The organism is Caulobacter endophyticus, assembly GCF_029543245.1.
Classification (GTDB): Bacteria; Pseudomonadota; Alphaproteobacteria; order Caulobacterales; family Caulobacteraceae; genus Caulobacter; species Caulobacter endophyticus_A.
On record NZ_JARQWV010000002.1, the window covers coordinates 142,275 to 162,898 of the forward strand.

The following is a 20,624-nucleotide window of genomic DNA, read 5'->3' on the forward strand; positions in this document are numbered from 1 at the left end:
GAAATGTGAGTCAATATTATCCGGGTTAAATTGACGTCATTCGCCGCGCGCCGCCTTTTCCAGGGTCGGCACGTCGATCTTGACCATCTGCATCATCGCCGCGAACACCCGGCCGGCGACGGCCTTGTCGGGTCCGGTGGTCAGCTCGATCAGCTGGCGCGGGGTGACCTGCCAGGAGAGGCCGTAGCGGTCCTTCAGCCAGCCGCAGGCCGAGGGCTGGCCGCCGCCGGCCAGCAGGCTGTCCCAGTAGTGGTCGACCTGCGCCTGGCCGTCGCAGTCGATCGACAGCGAGATCGCCTCGGTGAACTTGAAGTGCGGCCCGCCGTTCAGCGCCACGTGCGGCTGGCCGTCGAGCTCGAAATAGACCGTCGACACCGACCCGCCCGGCCCGGCCGGCGGCGGCACGTCGTCGGGATAGCGGTTCACCGACACGATCCTCGAGTTGGGAAAGATCGAGACGTAGAACTCGGCGGCCTCAAGGGCCTGCGTATCGAACCACAGGAACGGCGAGATCTTCGGCATGGCGTTGCTCCTCCTGCGCAGGCCTCGGCGGCCGCGTCTTCCCGAGGACGAAGGAACGCCCGCCATGCCGACAGGGTCGAGGAGAAATTTCGATCCCTATCTTCCCGTCGTTCCCGCCACGAGGGCGGGAGTGACGGGCGGCTTGTGAGCGGAGGGGGCCTACCCCCGCATCCAGTCGATGAAGGCGCGCAGGGCCGGGGAGAGCTGGCGGCGGCTGGGGTAGTAGAGGAAGAAGCCGGGGAAGGGCTCGCACCAGTCCTCCAGCAGAGACATCAGGCGGCCGGCGGCGATGTCGTCGGCGACGGCTTCGCGGAACGGGAAGGCCAGGCCCGCGCCGGCGCGGCAGGCCTCCAGCATGACCACGCCGTTGTCGGTGAGCAGGGCCGGCGGCGGTGTGACGACCACCAGGCGGCCCTTGCGCTCGAACTCCCACGGATAGGGCTGGCCCGAGGCGCGGCGGACCAGCAGGCAGCGATGGCCGCTCATCAGGTCTTCCGGCTTGGTCGGGGCGCCGTGGCGCTCGATGTAGTCGGGGGTGGCGACCAGGGCCTGGGACAGCTCGCCGCCCAGGGGCACGGCGATCATGTCGGCCTGGAGGCGCTCGCCCAGCCGCACGCCGCAGTCGAAGCCGCCGGCGACGATGTCGGCCAGGGCGTCCTCGCAGACGATCTCGACCCGCACGTCGGGGTAGGCGTTCATGAAGCCGCCCAGGCGCGGGGCCAGCAGCATGCGGGCGGCCGTGCTGGCGACATTGACGCGCAGGCGGCCGGCCGGGCGGTCGCGGAACATCGCCACCTCGTCCAGGGCCGCGTCGATGTCGGCCAGGGCCGGGCCGAGCCTGGCGAGAAGCCGCTCGCCAGCCTCGGTGGGGGCGACGCTGCGGGTTGTGCGGTTGAGCAGGCGTACGTCGAGGCGGGCCTCGAGATTGCGGATCGTGTGGCTGAGGGCCGAGGCGGTGACGCCCAGCACCTGGGCGGCGGCGCGGAAGCTGCGGCGTTCGGCGACCAGGGCGAAGACGGCGAGGTCGGGCAGGGGGCGCGTGGACATTGCTGAGAGATGCTCAGGAGTGCGTTGAGACCGCAAGCGGTTATCGTGCGCCCCGCCCGGACCCATCTCCCCGTCGTCGCGGCGTGGCCGCGACCGAAATTCCCGAACAAGGAGCTGCCCATGAAGACGCGCAAACTCGGCGACGGCCTGGAGGTCTCGGCCCTCGGTCTCGGCTGCATGGGCATGAGCTGGGCCTATGGTCCCGCGCCCGACAAGCAGGTGATGTTCGACCTGATGGCCAAGGCCGTCGACCTGGGCGTCACCTTCTTCGACACCGCCGAGGTCTATGGCCCCTATGTAAATGAGGAACTGGTCGGCGAGGGGCTGAAGCCCTTCCGCGACAAGGTCGTGATCGCCACCAAGTTCGGCTTCGACATCGCCCCCGACGAGGCCGGCGTTCCGCGCATGCGCGGCGTCAACTCGCGCCCCGACAACATCCGAGCCGTGGCCGAGGCTTCGCTCAAGCGCCTGGGCGTCGAGGTGATCGACCTCTTCTACCAGCACCGCGTCGACCCCAACGTGCCGATCGAGGACGTGGCGGGAACGGTCAAGGACCTGATCGCCGAGGGCAAGGTCAAGCACTTCGGTCTGTCGGAAGCCGGCGCGGCCACCATCCGCAAGGCCCAGGCGGTGCAGCCGGTGGCGGCGTTGCAGAGCGAGTATTCGCTGTGGACGCGCGGGATCGAAGCGCAGGTGCTGCCGACCATCCGCGAACTGGGCATCGGCCTGGTGCCCTACAGCCCGCTGGGCCGCGGCTTCCTGACGGGCGCGATCAAGGCCGGCGACGGCTTCGGCAAGGACGACTTCCGCTCGACCCTGCCGCGCTTCCAGGGCGAGGCCATCGCCAAGAACCAGTCGCTGGTCGAGGCCCTGGTCGAGCTGGCGTCCGAAAAGGGCGTGACCCCGGCCCAGCTGGCCCTGGCCTGGCTGCTGTCGCAAGGCGACGACATCGCCCCGATCCCGGGCACGACGAAGGCGGCCCGTCTGGTCGAGAACATCGGCGCGGTCGACGTCGTGTTGTCGGCGGATGATCTGGCCAGGATCGCCGCGGCGGTGCCGGAGACGGAAGTCGAGGGCGCGCGGTATGCGGAAGCGGGCCTGGCGATGGTGGGCAGATAAGCTGATCCTTCTCCCCTTGCGGGAGAAGGTGTCGCCGCCAGGCGACGGATGAGGGGTCTCTCAGACCTGAAACGCCGCGACGGCTGAATGGCCGTCGCGGGTTTTCTGTTGGTGCGACCCCACACCCCATCCCCCCGTTCGCGGGGACCACCCACTCCCGCAAGGGGGGGGGGACTTGAAGACGGCTACCGCCCGCGCTCAAACTCCACCCCATGAGCGACAATCCCCTGCAGCGCCTGGACGCCCTCGAGCTGGTCAAGCTCGGCAAGTCGGCGATCACGGTGGGCGGGCTGGCGACGGGGATCGTCATCGTCGTGGCGGCCCTGCTCGCCGCGCGGCTGGCGGCGGCGGGGCTGCGGCGGCTGCGGGCGCGGGCGGCCGACAGCGCGCCGTCGCTCTATATCGTCGAGAAGCTGACGACCTACGGCCTGGTGCTGGTGGGCTTCCTGGCGGCCCTGTCGACCATGGGCATCGACCTGACCTCGCTGACGGTGTTCGCCGGGGCGGTGGGCGTCGGCGTGGGCCTGGGTCTGCAAGGGGTGATCAAGGACTTCGCCTCGGGCGTCAGCCTGGTGTTCGAGCGGCTGGTGGCGGTGGGCGACTTCGTCGAGCTGTCGAACGGCGCGCGGGGCGTCGTGCACGAGATCGGGCCACGCGCCACGCGCATCCGCACCAACGACGCCACCGACGTGATCGTGCCCAATTCGGTGCTGGTCAACGACCAGGTGATCAACTGGACCCTGCGCGGCACCACCCGCCGCATCCGCGTGCCGTTCGTCACCGCCTTCGGGGTCGACAAGGAAGCGGTGCGCGAGGCGGTGCTGAAGGCCGCCCGCAGCGTGCCCTTCACCAGCGCCGACGACGCCGTGCGCCGCACCCAGGTGTGGCTGGTCGGCTATGGCGAGCATGCCCTGAAGTTCGAGCTGATCGTCTGGCCGACGGTGGAAGCGGTGCGGCGGCCGGCGGCGATCTTCGCGGCCTATACCTGGGCCATCGACGACGCCTTGCGCGAGGCCGGGATCGAGATCCCCTATCCGCAGCGCGACGTGCGCCTGCGGGGGCTCTTTGGAGAAGAGGGCGAGGACGCCCGCGCCGCCCTGCGCCTGGAGCCGAAGGCGGCCCGCAAGGCCCGCGGCAAGACGGCGACCCACGTCTCGCAGAACGACGCCGCCGACGAACTGGGGCGGGAAGATCCGGACGAGGCGCCCCCGCCCTCTAGAACCCCTCCCCCTTGATGGGGGAGGGCAGGGGTGGGGGTGGATACGGCGGTGGAGGCTTGGCGCTGCCGCCAGCTCAGCAGGTCACCCCCATCCCCGACCCTTCCCCCATCAAGGGGGAAGGGAGAACTGTTCGCACCCTTGACCCCCTCGCGCCCGCGCCGCAGTCTTCTCGCAACTGCGAAATAAGCACTAGGGAAGACGCGCATGAAGACCGCCCGAGGCTTCTTCAAACCCCTGGCCATCGGCGCGCCGGCGCCGTGGCGCGAGCTGCCGGCCCGTGTCGAGCGGATGATCCACTTCGTGCCGCCGCATCTGGAGAAGGTGCGGGCCAAGGTCGGCGAGATCGCGCCGACCGTCGACGTGATCCTGGCCAACCTGGAGGACGCCATTCCCGCCGACGCCAAGGGCGCGGCCCTGGCCGGGACCATCGCGATGTCGCGCGAGGTCGACTTCAAGGGTCTGGGCGTGGGGCTGTGGGTGCGGATCAACTGCCTGAACTCGCCCTGGCACCTCGACGAGGTGGCGACCCTGGTCGAGAAGGCCGGCGACAGGATCGACGTGATCATGGTCCCCAAGGTCGAGGGGCCGTGGGACATCTTCTACATCGACCAGCTGCTGGCTTCGCTGGAGGCCAAGCACGGGGTCACCCGGCCGGTCCTGCTGCACGCCATCCTTGAGACCGCCGAAGGGGTGATGAACGTCGAGCTGATCGCCGGCGCCAGCCCGCGCATGCAGGGGATCTCGCTGGGGCCGGCGGACCTGGCGGCCAGCCGGGCGATGAAGACCACCCGGGTCGGCGGCGGCCATCCGGGCTATCGGGTGATAGAAGATCCGCATGCGGACGGTTTGGCCCGCGCCAGCGTGCAGCAGGACCTCTGGCACTACACCTTCGCCAAGATGGTCGACGCCTGCGCCGCCCACGGCATCAAGCCGTTCTACGGCCCGTTCGGGGCCATCGACGACCCGGTCGCCTGCGAGCAGCAGTTCCGCAACGCCTTCCTGATGGGCTGCGCGGGGGCCTGGAGCCTGCACCCCAGCCAGATCGCCATCGCCAAGAGCGTGTTCAGCCCCGATCCGGCCGAGGTGGCCTTCGCCAAGCGGATCCTGGAGGCGATGCCCGACGGCTCGGGCGTGGCGATGATCGACGGCAAGATGCAGGACGACGCCACCTGGAAACAGGCCAAGGTGATGGTCGACTGCGCGAAGCAGATCGCGGCCAAGGACGCCGAGTACGCGGCGCTCTACGGGTTCTGAGGCTTTCCTTCGCAGGGCGTCTGCCGCAAGACTGGCCGGCGATGTTCGACAACCTGATCCTCGACACCGACAGCTACAAGGCCAGCCACTGGCTGCAGTATCCGCCCGCCACCACGGGCGCGTTCTTCTATGTGGAGAGCCGGGGCGGGCGCTACGACCGCACGGTCTTCTTCGGCCTGCAGGCGATCCTGAAGACGGCGCTGGCCAACCCCGTCACCCACGCCATGGTCGACGAGGCCGCGCAGTTGCTGGCCGCGCACGGCGAGCCCTTCAACCAGGCCGGCTGGCGGCGGATCGTCGAGGTGCACGGCGGCCGCCTGCCGGTGCGCATCCGGGCCGTGCCGGAAGGGACCGTGGTCCCCACGCACCAGGCGCTGATGACCATCGAGAACACCGATCCGGAGTGCTTCTGGCTGCCGTCGTACCTGGAGACCCTGCTGCTGCGCGTCTGGTACCCGGTGACCGTCGCCACCACCAGCTGGGGCGTCAAACAGACCCTCCGCGCGGCGCTGGAGAAGACCTGCGACGATCCCGAGGGTCAGCTGCCGTTCAAGCTGCACGACTTCGGGGCGCGGGGCGTCTCCAGCAAGGAGAGCGCGGCGATCGGGGGCCTCGCCCACCTCGTCAACTTCCTGGGCAGCGACACCCTGGCGGCCGTGCAGGCGGGGCGAGCCTGGTACAACGAGCCGATGGCCGCCTTCTCCATCCCGGCCGCCGAGCACAGCACCATCACCAGCTGGGGCCGCGATCGCGAGGCCGACGCCTATCGCAACATGCTGACGAGCTTCGGCAAGCCGGGCGGCCTGTTCTCGGTGGTGTCCGACAGCTACGACCTGTTCGAGGCGGTCAGCCGCATCTGGGGCCGTGAACTGCGCGACGAGGTGATCGCCAGCGGCGCGACGGTCGTGATCCGTCCCGACTCCGGCGACCCGGTCGAGATCGTCGCCGAGACCCTGAGGCGCCTGGATGAGGCCTTCGGAAGCACGCTGAACGCCAAGGGCTACAGGGTGCTGAACCACGTGCGGGTGATCCAGGGCGACGGGGTCAATCCGGTCAGCATCGCGGCGATCCTGGAGCGGGTGATCGCCGACGGCTTCAGCGCCGAGAACCTGGCCTTCGGCATGGGTGGCGGCCTGTTGCAGCAGCTGGACCGCGACACCCAGCGCTTTGCGTTGAAGTGCTCGGCGGCCAAGGTCGACGGCGTCTGGATCGATGTCAGCAAGAACCCGGTCACCGATCCGGGCAAGCGCTCCAAGGCCGGGCGGCTGATGCTTCAGAAGAGCGAGGCCGGCGAGTACCGCACGGTGGCCGTGGCCGAAGGCGAAGTCGCGCCCGAGGGCTGGACCGACGCCATGGTCACGGTGTGGGAGGACGGCGTGCTGCTGGTGGATCACACACTGGCTGAGGTGCGGGCCCGCAGCGAACTGAGGGGGTGACCCCTCTCCCGTAGAATCCCCGCGAAGGCGGGGACCCAGGTGCTTTCTGAAATGCGCCGTGCTCGACGATAAAAAGCCTGGGCCCCCGCTTTCGCGGGGGTTTTACGGTTGTGGGTAGGCGCGCGAAGGCTCAGCCTTACGAGCGATAATCGCCGTTGATGGCCACGTACTGCTTGGTCAGGTCGCAGGTCCAGACGGAGGAGCTGCCCTTGCCGACGCCGACCTCGACGGTGACTTCGAGCTCCTGGTTCTTCATGTAGGCGCTCATGGCCGCCTCGTCGTATTCGGCCGAGACCAGGCCGTCGCGAGCGGCGTAGAGCTCGCCGAACTTGACGCTGATCTTCTCGCGGTTGACCGGTTCGTCGGCGCGGCCGACGGCCATGACGATGCGGCCCCAGTTGGCGTCCTCGCCGGCGAAGGCGGTCTTGACCAGCGGGCTCTCGGCGATGGTGCGGGCGATCTTGCGGGCCGACAGCGGGCTCTCGGCGCCGTTGACGGTGATCTTGACGAACTTGGTGGCGCCTTCGCCGTCGCGGACCAGCTGCATGGCGAGGTCCAGCAGCACGCCTTCCAGCTTTTCCCTGAAGTCGGCCAGGCGCTTGTCGCCGGCCCGGCTGATCTTGGGCGCGCTGGACTGGCCGGTGGCGAACAGCAGCAGGGTGTCGTTGGTCGAGCGGTCGCCGTCCACCGTCACGCAGTTGAAGGTGGTGCGGGTATAGAGGCTGACCAGGGTCTGCAGGGCGGCGGGCGCGATGGCCGCGTCGGTGGCCACGAAGGCCAGCATGGTGGCCATGTCGGGCGCGATCATGCCCGAGCCCTTGGCGATGCCGGCGATCTTCACTTCATGGCCGTCGATCGTCGCCGTGGCGTAGGCGCCCTTGGGGAAGGTGTCGGTGGTCATGATCGCCGAGGCCGCTTGGGCCCAGCCGTCGGCGGTGAGGCGGGTCTCCACCTCGCGCAGGTTGGAGGTGATCTTGCTGTCGTCGAGGATGACGCCGATGACGCCGGTCGAGGCCATCATCACGTCGCGCTGGCGGCAGTCGAAGCGCTTGCCCACGGCGGTGGCCACGCGGCGCACGGCGTCGGCGCCGGGCTTGCCGGTGAAGCTGTTGGCGCAGCCGGCGTTGACCACCAGGGCGCGCACGTCGGCGCCGCCGGTGGCGGCCAGCTGGCGCTTGCACCAGTCGACCGGGGCCGAACCCACGCCGTGGCGGGTGAAGACGCCGGCGCCCGAGGTGCCCTCGGCGAAGCGCATCAGCAGGAGGTCGGGGCGCTCGTGCTTGTAGAAGCCGGCGCGGCCGGTGGCGATCTCGACCCCGGCGATCGGCGGGATGACCGGGAACGGCACGACCAGCGGCGAGACGGCCAGGCCCGGCTTGCCCGGGGCGACCGGCGGCGGGGCGACGACCGGCGCGGCCTGGGCGGGCGTCTCGCCGGCCGACTTCTGGGCGCGGCGCAGGCCGGCGCGCTTCAGGGCCGAGGCCAACGGGTCGAGGGCTCGGTCCAGGGCGTGGCCGACGGTGGCGCCGACCTGGCCGACGATCTCGGCGGGCGTGGTGGTGGCGGGCGCCTTCTCGGCGGCTTTCGGCGCGGCCTTGGCCTTGGTCTTGGCGCTGTCGGCGGCCTTGTCGGTCGAGGTCGTGGTGGGCTTGCGGGTCATTTCTTCTGGGCCGAGTTCTGGGCCGGAGCCGAGGCGGGCGGGGCGTTGTCGAGGTCGGAGCTGGGGGCGGCGTCGCCCTGCGGCGCGGAGGCCGGCTCCTGCGGGGCGCCGGGGATGTCCTGGCCCTTGCCGACCAGCATCTCCACCTTGGCGCCGCCGCGCAGTTTCTCCAGCAGGTCGCGGACCTGGTCGTAGGTTAGGAAACGCACGATCTGCGGACGGGCTTCCTCGAGGCTCAGCGGCGCTTCCTGGCGCTTGTCCTCGACGCGCATCACCACCCAGCCGCCGTTGATGGCGAACGGGCCGACTAGGTCGCCGACCTTGGAGTCCTTCAGGGCCACGGCGTAGGGCTCGGGCATGATGTCGACGGTGAAGTAGTCGAGGTCGCCGCCCTTGAAGCGCGTGGCCTCGTCCTTGGATCGTTCCATGGCCAGGGCGTCGAACGAGGCGCCGGTCGCCAAGAGCTTCTTGACGCTTTCGGCTTCCGCCTGGGTGGGCACCAGGATCTGGCGGGCGCGGATCTCTTCGGACTGCTTGGCCAGCTTCTGCTGCTCGCCGTAGAGGCCGCGGATGTTGTCCTCGGTCACGGCCTTCTCGACCATGCCCTCGACCAGCATGTCGCCCAGGATGCGCTCGCGGGCGGCGGCCAGGCGGCGCTGGGCCACCGGATCCTTGTCGAGCTTGCGCTCGATGGCCTCGGCGGCCAGCAGCTTCTGGTCGATCACCTCGTCGAGGACGCGGCGGAACAGGTCGGACGAGACGTCCAGCGGTTCGCCCTCGCCGATCAGCCCTTGCGCCACGGCCTCGCGCTTGACGTCGGAGGCCCAGACCGCGTGGCCGTCGACCCGGGCCACGGCCGTGTCGCCCGGTTCGGGCGGACGCTCGTCGACGCCGCCGCGGCCGCAGGCGGCGACCAGCAGCGCCAGGCCGAGCACGGCGGCGGTCAGAATGGGGCGAGCGGAACGGACGGGGTTCATCGGGCGCGGATCTCCGCTGGTCTTATGAAATGCGCTCTAGAGCGCGTCAGGCCAAAGGGAAAGCCGTTTCGGCGGCTAGAGGCTTCTAAACTTCGCGCGCGAGGATGCGGTTCTCGGAACCCGGCGGCGCGACGAGGGTTTGCATCGCCGCCGAGCGGGTTTCGCCCAGCGGGTGAAAGCTTGTCCGATCGGGCTTTTCGACGCCCCGGCGGGCCAGGCCTCGCGTTGACACTGGGGGGGGCGGTGCTTAAGTCTCGCGCGCGCGCCGTTTTCAGGGGTTCTGCGATCTCGGCGCACCGTCATTACCGTAGTGAAGGCCGATAAAGCCTTAGCGCCGGCCACACTAAGTTCTCGCTCCGGATCCTTTCTGCATGCTCGGCTTCGCCAAAAAGCTCTTCGGTTCCTCCAACGAACGCAAGGTCAAGACGCTGCACGGCCGCGTCGCCAAGATCAACGCGCTCGAGCCGCAGATGGCCGCGCTGTCGGACGAGGCGCTGAAGGCCAAGACCCAGGAATTCAAGGACCGCCTGGAAAAGGGCGAAACCCTCGACGACATCCTCAACGAAGCCTTCGCCGTCGTGCGGGAAGGCTCCAAGCGCGCCCTGGGCATGCGCCACTTCGACGTGCAGATGATCGGCGGCATGGTGCTGCACTTCGGCGGCATCTCCGAAATGCGCACCGGTGAAGGCAAGACGCTGGTCGCTACCCTGCCGACCTATCTGAACGCGCTGGCCGGCAAGGGCGTGCACGTCATTACCGTCAACGACTACCTTGCCACCCGCGACGCCGAGTGGATGGGCCAGCTCTACAACTTCCTGGGCCTGTCCTACGGCATCATCGTCAACGGTCTTTCGCAAGGCGACCGCCAGCGCGCCTACCGCGCCGACATCACCTACGGCACCAACAACGAATTCGGCTTCGACTACCTGCGCGACAACCTCGTCTATGACGTCAACGAGATGGTCCAGCGCGGCCACCACTACGTGATCGTCGACGAAGTCGACTCGATCCTGATCGACGAAGCCCGCACCCCGCTGATCATCTCGGGCCCGACCGAGGACCGCAGCGAGTTCTACAAGACCATCGATCTGCTCGTTAAGGAGCTGATCAAGGACAAGACCACCTACGACCACGACGAAAAGCAGAAGCAGGTCATCCTGACCGAAGAGGGCCAGGAGAAGATCGAGGAGATGCTGATCTCCGGCGGTCACCTGGCGGAAGACACCGCCGGCCTCTACGACGCGGCCAACATCTCGGTGGTCCACCACGTCAACCAGGCCCTGCGGGCCAACGTGCTCTACACGCGCGACAAGGACTATATCGTCAAGGGCGGCGAAGTCGTCCTGATCGACGAGTTCACCGGCCGCATGATGACCGGCCGCCGCCTGTCGGAAGGCCTGCACCAGGCCATCGAGGCCAAGGAAGGCGCCGACATCCAGCCCGAGAACCAGACCCTGGCCTCGGTGACCATCCAGAACTACTTCCGCCTCTACACCAAGCTGTCGGGCATGACCGGCACGGCTTCGACCGAGGCGCAGGAATTCGACGACATCTACAAGATGGGCGTCAGCGAAATCCCGACCAACCGCGTCATCCAGCGCATCGACGACGACGACGAGGTCTACCGCACCGAGGCCGAGAAGAACCGCGCCATCCTGGTGCAGATCGCCGACTGCCACGTGCGCGGCCAGCCGATCCTGGTCGGCACCGTGTCGATCGAGAAGTCGGAAGAACTGTCCAAGCTGCTCGACGAGTACGAGTGGGACGTCGACGGGAAGAAACGCAAGGGCATCCCGCACCAGGTGCTGAACGCCCGCTTCCACGAGCAGGAAGCCGGCATCGTCGCCGACGCCGGCGTGCCCGGCGCGGTGACCATCGCCACCAACATGGCCGGCCGCGGCACCGACATCCAGCTGGGCGGCAGCATCGACATGCGCCTGTCCAAGTGGAAGATCGAGCAGCGGGGCCTGGGCATCGAGGTCTCGCCGGAAGCCGAGGCCGAGCACCGCGCCGAGATCGAGGCCGAGATCGCCGACGCCAAGAAGGCGGCCCTGGCCGCCGGCGGCCTGTTCGTTCTGGGCACCGAGCGTCACGAAAGCCGCCGCATCGACAACCAGCTGCGCGGCCGCACCGGCCGTCAGGGCGACCCGGGCCGTTCGAAGTTCTTCCTGTCGTGCGAAGACGACCTGCTGCGCATCTTCGCCGGCGAGCGCCTGGACGCGATCATGCGCACCTTCGGCGTCCAGGACGGCGAGGCGATCACCCACCGCTGGCTGAACGCCGCCATCGCCAAGGCCCAGACCCGCGTCGAGCAGCGCAACTACGAGATCCGCAAAAACCTCCTGAAGTACGACGACGTCGTCAACGACCAGCGCAAGGCCGTGTTCGAGCAGCGCCAGGAGTTCATGGAATCGAGCGATCTGTCGGAAGTCATCCACGAGATGCGCCACGACGTGATCGACGACCTGGTCGCCCGCCACGTGCCGCCCAAGGCCTATGCCGAGCAGTGGGACATCGATGGGCTGCATGAACGCGTCCAGGCCGTGCTGGGCATGGACCTGCCGCTGAAGGAGTGGGCCGCCGAGGAAGGCGTCGACGACGAAGCCTTCCGCGAGCGCATCACCAAGGCCGCCGACGAGTACGCCGCCCAGCGCGAGGTGATCATCACGCCCGAGCAGATGCGCCAGGTGGAAAAGAGCTTCCTGCTGCAGATGATCGATCTGCAGTGGCGCGAGCACCTGATGCACCTGGACCACCTGCGCAACGTCATCGGCCTGCGCGGCTACGGCCAGCGCGACCCGCTGAACGAGTACAAGACCGAAGCCTTCAGCCTGTTCGAAAAGCTGCTGGGGGATCTCCGCACCAACACCACCCGCTGGCTGATGACGGTCGAGATCGCCTATGCCGAGCCCGAGCCGCTGCACACGCCGGAAAACCTGATCCCGGTGCACCTGGATCCGCTGACCGGCGAGAACGCCGCCGTGGCCGGCGCCATCCCCGAAGGCCTGTCGCCCGACCAGCGCGAGGCCCTGCCGGTCTCGTCCCTGCCGGAAGGCTGGGAACGCACCAACCGCAACGGCGCCTGCCCCTGCGGTTCGGGCAAGAAGTTCAAGCAGTGCCACGGCTCGCTGGTCTGACGACCGGCGGGTTCGCCAGAGCCTGAAACGACGAAGCCCGCCCTGGGAGACCAGGGCGGGCTTTTTCGTGGGCGGGGCGCCACCCCAAACTCCGTCTTTCCCCGCGAAGGCGGGGAAGCTCGGTGAAAACGAAGAGAATGTGTGGGCGTCAGTCGGCCTTCGGCGCCCCCAGGTCCATGCCCAGCGTCGGGCCGATGCCGTCGGGGTGGTCGCCGAAGGGGTTGCGGCGGGCGTTCGCGAGCTTGGCCAGACGCTGGCGCAGGTCGTCGTCGACGCGGACGATGTCGTCGATGGCGGCGGCCTGCTCGGCGCTCGCTTCGGAGCCGTCGGGTTCGGCCAGCACGCGCTCTATGGCGGCCAGGAAGCGGGCCTCCTCGGGCGTGCCGGACGGCGGCGGGGTCTCCAGCCAGGCCAGCACGGTCTCGAGCGCGTCTTCGAAGGTCTGGGCCATGCGGGCGTCTCCTCTAGCGGGGAGCTTGGGCAACGCCTCGCATGGCGGGTTGTTCAACGCCGGCTCAGTGGGCCGAGACGCCCAGGCGGTTCCAGAGGTTGATCATGGCGACCAGGGCGGTCAGGGCGCTGGCTTCGACCTCGCTGTAGTGGGCCCGCAGGTCGGCGCGCAGCGGGGCCAGGTCGACCTTGGCCGGCAGCTGGGTCAGGGCTTCGGTCCAGGCCAGGGCGGCCTTCTCGGCGGGGTCGTAGTCGGCCACGTGCCGCCAGACCGTCAGGCGGTCGAGGCGCTCGTTGGTCTCGCCGTCGTCGCGGGCCTCCTTGGAATGCATCTTCACGCAGAAGGCGCAGTCGTTGAGTTGCGAGGCGCGCAGCTTGACGAGGTGCAGCAGGCGAGGGGCGACGCCGCTGGCGGCCACCGCCTGCTCGGCGGCGATGAAGGCCTGGTAGGCGGCGGGGACGTTCTTGTCGTGGCGGAAGGCGGCGGTGTCGCTCATGGTCCTGATCCTCGTTGCGGCCTTGTGAAGGGGCTTCGAAGATCAGGACGAGACGAGCGCCCGTCTTGTGACATGGCGCTCGAAAAAAGCAGGCGCGCCGGGCTTGCCTCAGCCGGCCTGGTCGGTCGACCGTCTGACGGCTTTCCAGGCGAGGAAGCCCAGAAAGCCTGCGCCGATGACCAGGCTGGCGACCAGGGCGACGGGCGCGGGCGCCGCGTCGGCCAGTACGTCGAGGCCGGTGCCGACTCCATCGTCCAGGTGGGAGGAGGACTTGCGCTTCTTGCCGGCCAGGAACGGATGGCGCTTTTTCAGCACCCTTACTGCAGCCCCTCGCGGCCGATGGCGTAGAAGCGCTCGGCGCGCTGGCGCTTCAGTTCGGCGGGGGTCAGGAGCGACAGCTTCTTCAGCTCGTCCTCCACCGCGTCGCCGACGGCCTTGATGGCGGCTTCCGGATCCGAATGGGCGCCGCCGGCCGGCTCTTCGACGATGCGGTCGACGATGCGCAGCTTGATCAGGTCCTGCGCCGTGATCTTCATGTTGGTGGCCGCGTCCTTGGCCCGGGCGCCGTCGCGCCACAGGATCGAGGCCGCGCCTTCCGGCGAGATAACCGAATAGATCGAGTGCTCGAGGATCAGCACGCGGTTGGCGCCGGCCAGGGCGATGGCGCCGCCCGAGCCGCCTTCGCCGGTGACCGTGGCCACCATCGGGGTGCCCAGGGTCAGGCAGCGCTCGGTCGAGCGGGCGATGGCCTCGGCCTGGCCGCGCTCTTCGGCGCCGAGGCCCGGATAGGCGCCGGCGGTGTCGACGAAGGTGACGACCGGCAGGTTGAAGCGCTCGGCCATGTCCATCAGGCGCACGGCCTTGCGGTAGCCTTCGGGGCGGGCCATGCCGAAGTTGTGCTTCAGGCGGGTGGTGGTGTCGTAGCCCTTCTCGTGGCCCATCACGACCACGGGCATGCCGCGGAAGCGGCCAAGGCCCCCGACGATGGCCTGGTCGTCGGCGAACTTGCGGTCGCCGCGCAGCTCGACGAACTCGTCGATCAGGCCCGCGACATAATCACGCAGGTGCGGACGCTGCGGGTGGCGGGCGACCATCGTCTTCTGCCAGGCGTCGAGGCCGGCATAGGCTTCCTTGCGCAGAACCTGCACGCGCTCGCGCAGGGCGCCGATCTCGCTGTCGAACGCGCCAGGACCCGCCGTCTCGGAAAGCTTTGAAAGCTCTTCGATCTTGGCTTCCAGGTCGGCGATGGGTCGCTCGAAATCGAGATAGTGCGCGGCCATGAGTCTCTTAACGTCGCCGTTTGCGAAAGGTGGCGAACCTAGTGCGTGATGACGCCAAGGGAAAGCGCATTCACGCGGATTTGGAACCACGGTTTCAGCGGTGGATTCTCCTGGGGACGGGATTGGTCCCCAGCCAAGTTCCGTCCGTGAACCGAACCCCTATGGTGAATCGAACGCCGATCATTATATTGGGTTCTCAAGAGCCGGCTGCGGAAGTCAGCTGGCGCTGCGGCCCCGCCCATCGAACATGGACACGGCCCGCCTGATGAGGACGCATCGTTCCCATGCAGGTGTTCACCTTCTTCTGCGTCGAGCGTGATGGCTCGGTTCCCCGTTTCGATGTCACGGCCTGCGCCGACGACAACGCCGCACGCGTGCGCGCCGGCGAATTGTTCGACATGCATCGCGGCTGCAACGAGGTCGAGGTCTGGCGCGGGGCCACGCACCTCTTCAAGGTCGGGGCCGGCGCGGCCGCCTGAACCTTCACGTTCGCGCGGATTCGACCAAGCGAACGATCGGGCAAGGCGCCACATTGGCGTTCTCGACGCACGCAGGATCCTCGCTATGACCGACATCGCCCGCCCTTCCGCCATCGCCGACGACAGCGGCCACGGCGGCGTGCAGATCCTGGTCACGGCCGGCCCCTCGCGGTTCGCCGGCGACCTCAAGCCCGCCGAGGGCGGCCTCGACACCGGCCCCAATCCGCATGACCTGGTCGCCGCGGGCCTGGCGGCCTGCACCACCCAGACGCTGCGCCTCTACGCCAAGCGCAAGGGCTGGGCCCTGGGCGCGGTGCGGGTGGAGACCACCTGGCGGCGCCTGCCCGGCCAGGTCCCGGCCGACGTCTTCGACCGGGTGATCAGCCTTTCCGGCGACCTCGACGCCGAGCAGCGCCAGCGCCTGCTGGAAATCGCCGAGGCCTGCCCGGTGCACAAGATGCTGACCGCCGGCGTGAAGATCGAGACGCGGGTGGCTTAGGGCGCGCCTTGCGCCCTCCGCCCAATCGCGATCACATGCCCGCCGTGATTGCATGGGGGCAGCCAGCGTGACCGAAGCCTTGATCGTCCGGGGGCTGGACAAGACCTTCGCCAAGCCCGCCGTGCGCGAGCTGGACCTGACGGTGCACCCGGGCGAGCTCTATGCGCTGCTGGGGCCCAACGGCGCGGGCAAGACCACGACGCTGCGGATGGTCGCGGGCCTGACCAAGCCCGACAAGGGCTCGATCAGCATTTTCGGGATCGACGCCCTGGCTGATCCGGCGGCGGCCAAGGCGGTGACCGCCTGGGCGCCGGACGAGGCGATGATCTACGACCGGCTGACCCCGCTGGAATATCTGGAATTCGTCGCCGGCCTGTGGAACGTCGAGCCCAAGCACGCCAAGACGCGGGCGTTGGAGTTGCTGGAGACCCTCGGCCTGGCGTCCGAAGCGCGGCGGCGATGCGAGGGCTTCTCGCGCGGCATGAAGCAGAAGGTGGCCCTGGCCGGGGCGCTGATCCACGATCCTCGCCTGCTGATCCTCGACGAGCCGCTGACCGGCCTGGACGCGGCCTCGGCCCGACTGGTCAAGGACATGTTGCAGGCCCGGGTGGACGCCGGCGGTACGGTGATCCTGACCACCCACATTCTCGAGGTCGCCGAGCGCATGGCCGACCGCATCGGCATCATCGCCGGCGGCCGCCTGCTGGCCGAAGGTACGCTGGACGCGCTGAGATCGCAGGCGGGGCAGGGCGGCGGCGACACCCTGGAGGACGTCTTCCTGCAACTGACCGCCGACGGAGCCCCCGCGTGAGCCTGCTGCGCTCCGGGTCCATCCCCTGGCTGCTGGCCCACGAGATGCGGCTGGGTTTTCGGGCCATGACCGGCAAGAAGGCCATGGGCGGCGTCGGGGCCATGGTCGGCCTTTCGTTCCTGGCGCTGCTGATGCTGACCGGCGGGGTGATCATCGGCCTGGCCGCGCGCAGGTTCGACGTGCCGGTGATCCCGCTGTCGGCGGCCATCGCCCTGGCCTGCTGCGCCACGGCCTTCACCCTGATGCTGTCCCAGACCCTGGCGGCGGCCAGCGAGGCGCTGTACGAGCGTGGCGATCTGGATCTGCTGTTCTCGTCGCCGATCCCGCCGCGCACGGTGCTGTTCGTCCGCGCCCTGGGCGTGGCGGCGGGCGTGCTGACGGTGTTCCTGATCTTCGTCACCCCGCTGCTGGGGCCGGCGGTTTTCCTGGGCCATCCCGAGTGGTCGGGCCTCTTCGGCATGCTGGCGGCGCTGGCGCTGCTGGCGACCGCGACCGGCCTGACCCTGGCCATGGCGCTGTTCAAGCTGATCGGCCCGCGCCGCACGCGCACCGTCGCCCAGGTGTTGGCGGCCCTGACCGGCGCGGCCTTCTTCCTGGCCAGCCAGATCCAGACCTTGCTGGGCAAGCGGGCCAGTGAAAGCCTGTTCCAGTCGCTGGCCCGCGACGCCGCCGAGGGGCGGGTGAAGATCCCGCCGGTGGGCTACTGGCCGCTGAAGGCGATGCTGGGCGAGCCCCTGCCGCTGCTGGTCATGCTGGCGATCGGCGCGGCCGCCTTCATCCTGTCGGCCCTGTCGCTGGGCAAGCGCTTCGCCGACGCCGCCGCCGCGACGCAAGGCGCCGAGACCTCGGCCGCCAAGCCTGTCAGAGGGCGCGACCGGGCCTTTGCCCGCGGGGTCTTCGCCGCGACCCTGGCCAAGGAGCTGAGGCTGATTCTGCGCGACGCGAGCCTGCTGTCGCAGGTGCTGCTGCGGGTGCTCTACCTGGTGCCGACGGCGGTGATCCTCAGCCGCAACGCCGGTCATGGCGATGGCGGGGCGGCGCTGGCGGGCGGTGCGGGCGTGGTGGTGTTCCTGGCCGGGCAGGTGGCCGGCAGCCTCTCGTGGATCACCTTGTCGGCGGAGGAGAGCCCCGACCTGCTGGCCGTGTCGCCGGCCGCCACACGCAGCCTGCGCCGCGCCAAGCTGGCGGCCGCCCTGCTGCCGGTGGCGCTGCTGCTGGCGGTTCCGCTGGCGGTGCTGCTGTGGCTGGCGCCGGTGACGGCGCTGTGGACCGCGCTGGGCGCGGGCCTGTCGGCCTGGTCCTGCGGCCTGATCAACGTCTGGCACCAGAAGCCGGGCAAGCGGGCCGACTTCAAGCGCCGCCGCGGCGCCTCGTGGTTCGCGACCCTGGCCGAGGTGGTGGTCTCGGCCCTGCTGGCCGGCGCGACCGGCCTGGCGGTGGCGGGGCTGTCGGCCTGGGCGGCGATCCCGCTGGCCTGCGCGGGCCTGGCGATGCTGGCCCTGCGCCGCAGCGACGAGCAGATCGCCAAGGTGCTGCGGATGGCGTGACCCCCTCAGTCGCTTCGCGACAGCTCCCTCAGAGGGAGAGCATCTTGGCGCTCCAGATCCTCCCCCTCCGGGGGAGGTGGCCCGGAGGGCCGGAGGGGGGACGTTTTCAGCTGCTATTGAAGTGGCCGATTTCGCAGCGACTCCCCTCTCCGTCGCCTGCGGCGACACCTCTCCCACGGGGAGAGGGTCTTTGATCAGCAGTCCAGCAGCGCCGTGATCGCGCACTCCACGCCCTCAGGCTTGAAGTCGATGCGCGCTTCGCCGGACAGTTCCGAGGCCAGACCGCGTTCGATCAGGCGCGAACCGAAGCCGCGGCGGGTGGGGGCGATCACCGGCGGGCCGCCGCTTTCGCGCCAGCACAGGGAAAGACGCGGCACGCCGCTGTAGTCGACGCTCCAGCTGATCGTCACCTGGCCGCCCTGGCGCGACAGGGCGCCGTACTTCACCGCGTTGGTGGCCAGTTCGTGCAGGGCCATCGACAGCGACAGGGCCGGGCGGGGCGACAGTCGCACCGAGGGCCCGTTCAGCACGAAGCGGCCCTCGCCGCCGTGCAGGGCGACCAGCCGGTCGACCACGTCCAGCAGGTCCGCGCCCTCCCAGTTCTCGCGGGTCAGCACGTCGTGGGCCTCGGACAGGGCGATGATGCGGGCGGTGAAGGCTTCCTGCGCGGCCGGCAGCGAGCGGGCGGCGTGGAAGGTCTGGCCGGCGATGGCCTGGATGGTGGCCAGCGAGTTCTTCACGCGGTGGTTCAGCTCGTTGACCAGCAGCCGCAGGTGCAGCTCGGCCCGCTTGCGGTCGGTGACGTTGACGGTGGTGCCGATCATCCGGATCGGCTTGCCCTCGGCGTCGAAGAAGGCCTTGCCCTTGGCCGACAGCCAGCGCTCGACCCCGTCCTCGCGGCCGATGACCCGGAACTCGACGTCGTAGTCGGCGCGGATGCGGCCATCCAGGGTGCGGCGCAGGGCCTCGCGCACCGCGTCGCGATCGGACGGGTGGAGGTTGGTGTAGAAGTCGTCGCGCACGACGGGCGTGCCCGGCGCCACGCCGAACATGGCGTAGCAGCGGTCCGACCAGGTCAGTACGTCGTTCCTGATGTCGAGGTCCCAGGTGCCGACGTCGGCGGCCTCGATGGCCAGGCGCAGGGTCTCTTCCTGCGAGACCAGCCTGCGGGCGGCCTCCTTGCGTTCGGTGACGTCCGAGCCGACGCCGACGAAGCGGGTGCAGGCGCCGTGCTCGAAATAGGCGCGCCCGAACACCTCGATCCAGCGCAGGGCGCCGTCGGAGGGGCGGACGATGCGGTACTCGATGTTGATCAGCCCGTCGCCGGCCGGATGGGTGGCTTCGGCGACGGCCGCCAGCACGCCGTCGACGTCGTCGGGATGCAGCAGGGCCAGGAAGGCGTCGAAGTCCTGCGGGCCGGGTTCGGGCACGCCGAACATTTCGCAGGATCGCTTGTCCCAATAGCGCTGGCCGGTGCTGGGATTGTGGTCCCAGCGGCCCATGCCCGCCGCCTCCATGGCGATGTCGCGGTCGAGGCGGGCCTCCAGCAGCTGGCTTTCCATCCGCTTGCGCTCGGTGATGTCGAACACCACGCCGGCGTTGCGGTCGGCCTGGCCGTCGGCGTCGAGATAGCAGTGGCCGCTGGCCGCCACCCAGCGCACCGAGCCGTCGGCCTGCACCAGGCGGTACTCGTCGGCGAAGTCGCCGCCGGTCTGCATCGCCGCCAGGGCGATCTGGCGCACCCGCTCGCGGTCTTCGTCGTGGACGGCGGGGGTGAAGCGCTGGGCGGGCAGGCCCTGAGCGGCGAAGGCGGGATCCACTTGGTGCAGTTGGGCGTAGCGGGCGTCGCAATAGACCCGGTTGGCCTTGATATCCCACTCCCAGGCGCCGACGCCGCCGGCGGCGTCCAGGGCCATGTCGTAGCGAGCCCGGGTGGTGCGCAGCTCCTTTTCGGTCTCGACAGCGCCGGTGATCTCGACGGCCGAGATCAGCACCCCGCCGACGCCGGAGGGGGCGGTCTTGTCGGGCACCGGGCTGTAGCTGACGGCGAAGTGGGCCAGGCGCGCCCCGCCGGCCTCGCGCTGCACCTGAAGGGGCATGCGCTCGAGCGCATAGCCGCCGCTCTGGCCCGACAGGATGTCCTGGTGGATGCCCAGCAGGGTGGCGCGGAAGGCGTCGGAATGCTGGGTGAACGGGCGACCCAGGGCGTCGGGATGACGCTCGCGCAGCGAGGGCGCGTAGGCGTCGTTGTAGATCAGGATCAGTTCGGCACCCCAGCGCAGGGCCATGGGGAAGTTGGTGGCCATCAGCATGTCGACGGCCAGCGCCAGGCTGGGCGACCACGCGTCGCGCGACCCCAGCGGGGTCTTCGACCAGTCGAAAGCCTTAACGCGCTCGGCCATGTCCCCGCCGGCCAGCTGCGTGAACGCAGGCAAGCTCCGCCCTTCGCCCTGCGGCATGGCGTTTTGTCCCTCCCACCGGCTCCCCTAAAGCCGGGTCCGGGCAAACAATGGCCAGACGGCCAAGCGGGTTGCAAGGGCAGGGCGCGACCCCTGCGCGCAAGCGTCGCAGGAAGCTCGGCTCAAGGGTGTGGTTTTCGCGGAGCGGGCGAGCCGGCTCGACCTTGGGGCGCGCCGATCCGGGGGCGCGCGCAGAAAAAAGGCCGCCTCGGAAGGAGGCGGCCTTTCCT

General features: G+C 69.4%; 18 protein-coding genes. 9 read left to right on the forward strand and 9 right to left on the reverse strand.

All coding sequences use genetic code 11. From position 1 onward, the window contains the following. Positions 1–36: 36 nt before the first annotated feature. Together P7A99_RS02675 and P7A99_RS02680 are read right to left on the reverse strand one after the other, a co-directional pair. Entirely contained in the window at positions 37–522 is a 486-nt protein-coding gene (locus tag P7A99_RS02675) for a VOC family protein (RefSeq protein ID WP_277792397.1), read from the reverse strand. A 159-nt stretch (positions 523–681) separates the two neighbouring features. Beyond that, entirely contained in the window at positions 682–1,569 is an 888-nt protein-coding gene (locus P7A99_RS02680; RefSeq protein WP_277792398.1) for a LysR family transcriptional regulator, read from the reverse strand. A gap of 120 nt (positions 1,570–1,689) precedes the next feature. Between P7A99_RS02680 and P7A99_RS02685 the strand changes: the two genes are divergently transcribed. The 4 genes from P7A99_RS02685 to P7A99_RS02700 all read left to right on the forward strand — a co-directional run bounded on the left by P7A99_RS02685 (position 1,690) and on the right by P7A99_RS02700 (position 6,598). Next, positions 1,690–2,688, forward strand: a complete 999-nt coding sequence (locus P7A99_RS02685; RefSeq protein WP_277792399.1) for an aldo/keto reductase — start codon at positions 1,690–1,692, stop codon at positions 2,686–2,688. Between the two features lie 212 nt (positions 2,689–2,900). After that, positions 2,901–3,923 (forward strand): mechanosensitive ion channel family protein, encoded by a 1,023-nt coding sequence (locus P7A99_RS02690; protein WP_277792400.1) that lies wholly within the window; start codon positions 2,901–2,903, stop codon positions 3,921–3,923. 189 nt (positions 3,924–4,112) lie between these two features. Beyond that, complete coding sequence (locus P7A99_RS02695) at positions 4,113–5,162, forward strand: HpcH/HpaI aldolase/citrate lyase family protein (RefSeq protein ID WP_277792401.1); 1,050 nt, start codon at positions 4,113–4,115, stop codon at positions 5,160–5,162. A 41-nt stretch (positions 5,163–5,203) separates the two neighbouring features. Further along, positions 5,204–6,598, forward strand: a complete 1,395-nt coding sequence (locus tag P7A99_RS02700; protein WP_277792402.1) for a nicotinate phosphoribosyltransferase — start codon at positions 5,204–5,206, stop codon at positions 6,596–6,598. A gap of 136 nt (positions 6,599–6,734) precedes the next feature. Here P7A99_RS02700 and argJ read toward each other — a convergent pair whose 3' ends face one another. Continuing rightward, on the reverse strand, positions 6,735–7,946 hold the full coding sequence (gene argJ, locus P7A99_RS02705; RefSeq protein WP_431307637.1) for a bifunctional glutamate N-acetyltransferase/amino-acid acetyltransferase ArgJ: 1,212 nt from the start codon (positions 7,944–7,946) through the stop codon (positions 6,735–6,737). A 308-nt stretch (positions 7,947–8,254) separates the two neighbouring features. Continuing rightward, positions 8,255–9,235 carry a peptidylprolyl isomerase gene (locus P7A99_RS02710; RefSeq protein WP_277792404.1) on the reverse strand — a complete coding sequence of 327 codons (981 nt, stop codon included), beginning with the start codon at positions 9,233–9,235 and terminating at the stop codon, positions 8,255–8,257. A gap of 371 nt (positions 9,236–9,606) precedes the next feature. Here P7A99_RS02710 and secA point away from each other — a divergent pair, with 371 nt between their 5' ends. Continuing rightward, complete coding sequence (gene secA / locus P7A99_RS02715) at positions 9,607–12,372, forward strand: preprotein translocase subunit SecA (protein ID WP_277792405.1); 2,766 nt, start codon at positions 9,607–9,609, stop codon at positions 12,370–12,372. Positions 12,373–12,520: 148 nt separating this feature from the next. Here the strand turns inward: secA and P7A99_RS02720 are convergent, their stop codons facing one another. The 4 genes from P7A99_RS02720 to P7A99_RS02735 all read right to left on the reverse strand — a co-directional run bounded on the left by P7A99_RS02720 (position 12,521) and on the right by P7A99_RS02735 (position 14,599). Beyond that, positions 12,521–12,823: a hypothetical protein gene (locus P7A99_RS02720; RefSeq protein ID WP_277792406.1), complete on the reverse strand. Its 303-nt coding sequence runs from the start codon at positions 12,821–12,823 to the stop codon at positions 12,521–12,523. 64 nt (positions 12,824–12,887) lie between these two features. Continuing rightward, positions 12,888–13,319 (reverse strand): carboxymuconolactone decarboxylase family protein, encoded by a 432-nt coding sequence (locus P7A99_RS02725; protein ID WP_277792407.1) that lies wholly within the window; start codon positions 13,317–13,319, stop codon positions 12,888–12,890. A 108-nt stretch (positions 13,320–13,427) separates the two neighbouring features. Continuing rightward, positions 13,428–13,634, reverse strand: coding sequence for a hypothetical protein (locus tag P7A99_RS02730; RefSeq protein WP_277792408.1), 207 nt, complete (start codon positions 13,632–13,634; stop codon positions 13,428–13,430). Positions 13,635–13,636: 2 nt separating this feature from the next. Continuing rightward, on the reverse strand, positions 13,637–14,599 hold the full coding sequence (locus tag P7A99_RS02735) for an acetyl-CoA carboxylase carboxyltransferase subunit alpha (protein ID WP_058350468.1): 963 nt from the start codon (positions 14,597–14,599) through the stop codon (positions 13,637–13,639). 284 nt (positions 14,600–14,883) lie between these two features. Between P7A99_RS02735 and P7A99_RS02740 the strand changes: the two genes are divergently transcribed. The 4 genes from P7A99_RS02740 to P7A99_RS02755 all read left to right on the forward strand — a co-directional run bounded on the left by P7A99_RS02740 (position 14,884) and on the right by P7A99_RS02755 (position 17,935). Further along, on the forward strand, positions 14,884–15,078 hold the full coding sequence (locus tag P7A99_RS02740) for a hypothetical protein (protein WP_101715015.1): 195 nt from the start codon (positions 14,884–14,886) through the stop codon (positions 15,076–15,078). A gap of 85 nt (positions 15,079–15,163) precedes the next feature. Next, on the forward strand, positions 15,164–15,577 hold the full coding sequence (locus P7A99_RS02745; protein ID WP_277792409.1) for an OsmC family protein: 414 nt from the start codon (positions 15,164–15,166) through the stop codon (positions 15,575–15,577). Between the two features lie 52 nt (positions 15,578–15,629). Further along, positions 15,630–16,388 carry an ABC transporter ATP-binding protein gene (locus P7A99_RS02750; protein WP_277792410.1) on the forward strand — a complete coding sequence of 253 codons (759 nt, stop codon included), beginning with the start codon at positions 15,630–15,632 and terminating at the stop codon, positions 16,386–16,388. Further along, positions 16,385–17,935 carry a hypothetical protein gene (locus P7A99_RS02755; RefSeq protein WP_277792411.1) on the forward strand — a complete coding sequence of 517 codons (1,551 nt, stop codon included), beginning with the start codon at positions 16,385–16,387 and terminating at the stop codon, positions 17,933–17,935. Before P7A99_RS02750 ends, P7A99_RS02755 begins: the two co-directional genes overlap by 4 nt. Positions 17,936–18,129: 194 nt before the next feature. Here P7A99_RS02755 and P7A99_RS02760 read toward each other — a convergent pair whose 3' ends face one another. Further along, a complete protein-coding gene (locus P7A99_RS02760) occupies positions 18,130–20,370 on the reverse strand; it encodes a sensor histidine kinase (protein ID WP_277792412.1) in 2,241 nt (746 codons plus the stop codon). Positions 20,371–20,624: the final 254 nt, after the last annotated feature.

What these genes read in the sequence shown, in the direction of transcription:
- P7A99_RS02690 (WP_277792400.1), top strand. Translation starts at nt 2,901, where the DNA reads ATGAGCGACAATCCCCTGCAGCGCCTGGACGCCCTCGAGCTGGTCAAG.
- P7A99_RS02735 (WP_058350468.1), bottom strand. Translation starts at nt 14,599, where the DNA reads ATGGCCGCGCACTATCTCGATTTCGAGCGACCCATCGCCGACCTGGAA.
- P7A99_RS02740 (WP_101715015.1), top strand. Translation starts at nt 14,884, where the DNA reads ATGCAGGTGTTCACCTTCTTCTGCGTCGAGCGTGATGGCTCGGTTCCC.
- P7A99_RS02750 (WP_277792410.1), top strand. Translation starts at nt 15,630, where the DNA reads ATGGGGGCAGCCAGCGTGACCGAAGCCTTGATCGTCCGGGGGCTGGAC.
- P7A99_RS02680 (WP_277792398.1), bottom strand. Translation starts at nt 1,569, where the DNA reads ATGTCCACGCGCCCCCTGCCCGACCTCGCCGTCTTCGCCCTGGTCGCC.
- P7A99_RS02700 (WP_277792402.1), top strand. Translation starts at nt 5,204, where the DNA reads ATGTTCGACAACCTGATCCTCGACACCGACAGCTACAAGGCCAGCCAC.
- P7A99_RS02695 (WP_277792401.1), top strand. Translation starts at nt 4,113, where the DNA reads ATGAAGACCGCCCGAGGCTTCTTCAAACCCCTGGCCATCGGCGCGCCG.
- P7A99_RS02675 (WP_277792397.1), bottom strand. Translation starts at nt 522, where the DNA reads ATGCCGAAGATCTCGCCGTTCCTGTGGTTCGATACGCAGGCCCTTGAG.
- P7A99_RS02710 (WP_277792404.1), bottom strand. Translation starts at nt 9,235, where the DNA reads ATGAACCCCGTCCGTTCCGCTCGCCCCATTCTGACCGCCGCCGTGCTC.
- P7A99_RS02685 (WP_277792399.1), top strand. Translation starts at nt 1,690, where the DNA reads ATGAAGACGCGCAAACTCGGCGACGGCCTGGAGGTCTCGGCCCTCGGT.
- secA (WP_277792405.1), top strand. Translation starts at nt 9,607, where the DNA reads ATGCTCGGCTTCGCCAAAAAGCTCTTCGGTTCCTCCAACGAACGCAAG.
- P7A99_RS02720 (WP_277792406.1), bottom strand. Translation starts at nt 12,823, where the DNA reads ATGGCCCAGACCTTCGAAGACGCGCTCGAGACCGTGCTGGCCTGGCTG.
- P7A99_RS02745 (WP_277792409.1), top strand. Translation starts at nt 15,164, where the DNA reads ATGACCGACATCGCCCGCCCTTCCGCCATCGCCGACGACAGCGGCCAC.
- P7A99_RS02725 (WP_277792407.1), bottom strand. Translation starts at nt 13,319, where the DNA reads ATGAGCGACACCGCCGCCTTCCGCCACGACAAGAACGTCCCCGCCGCC.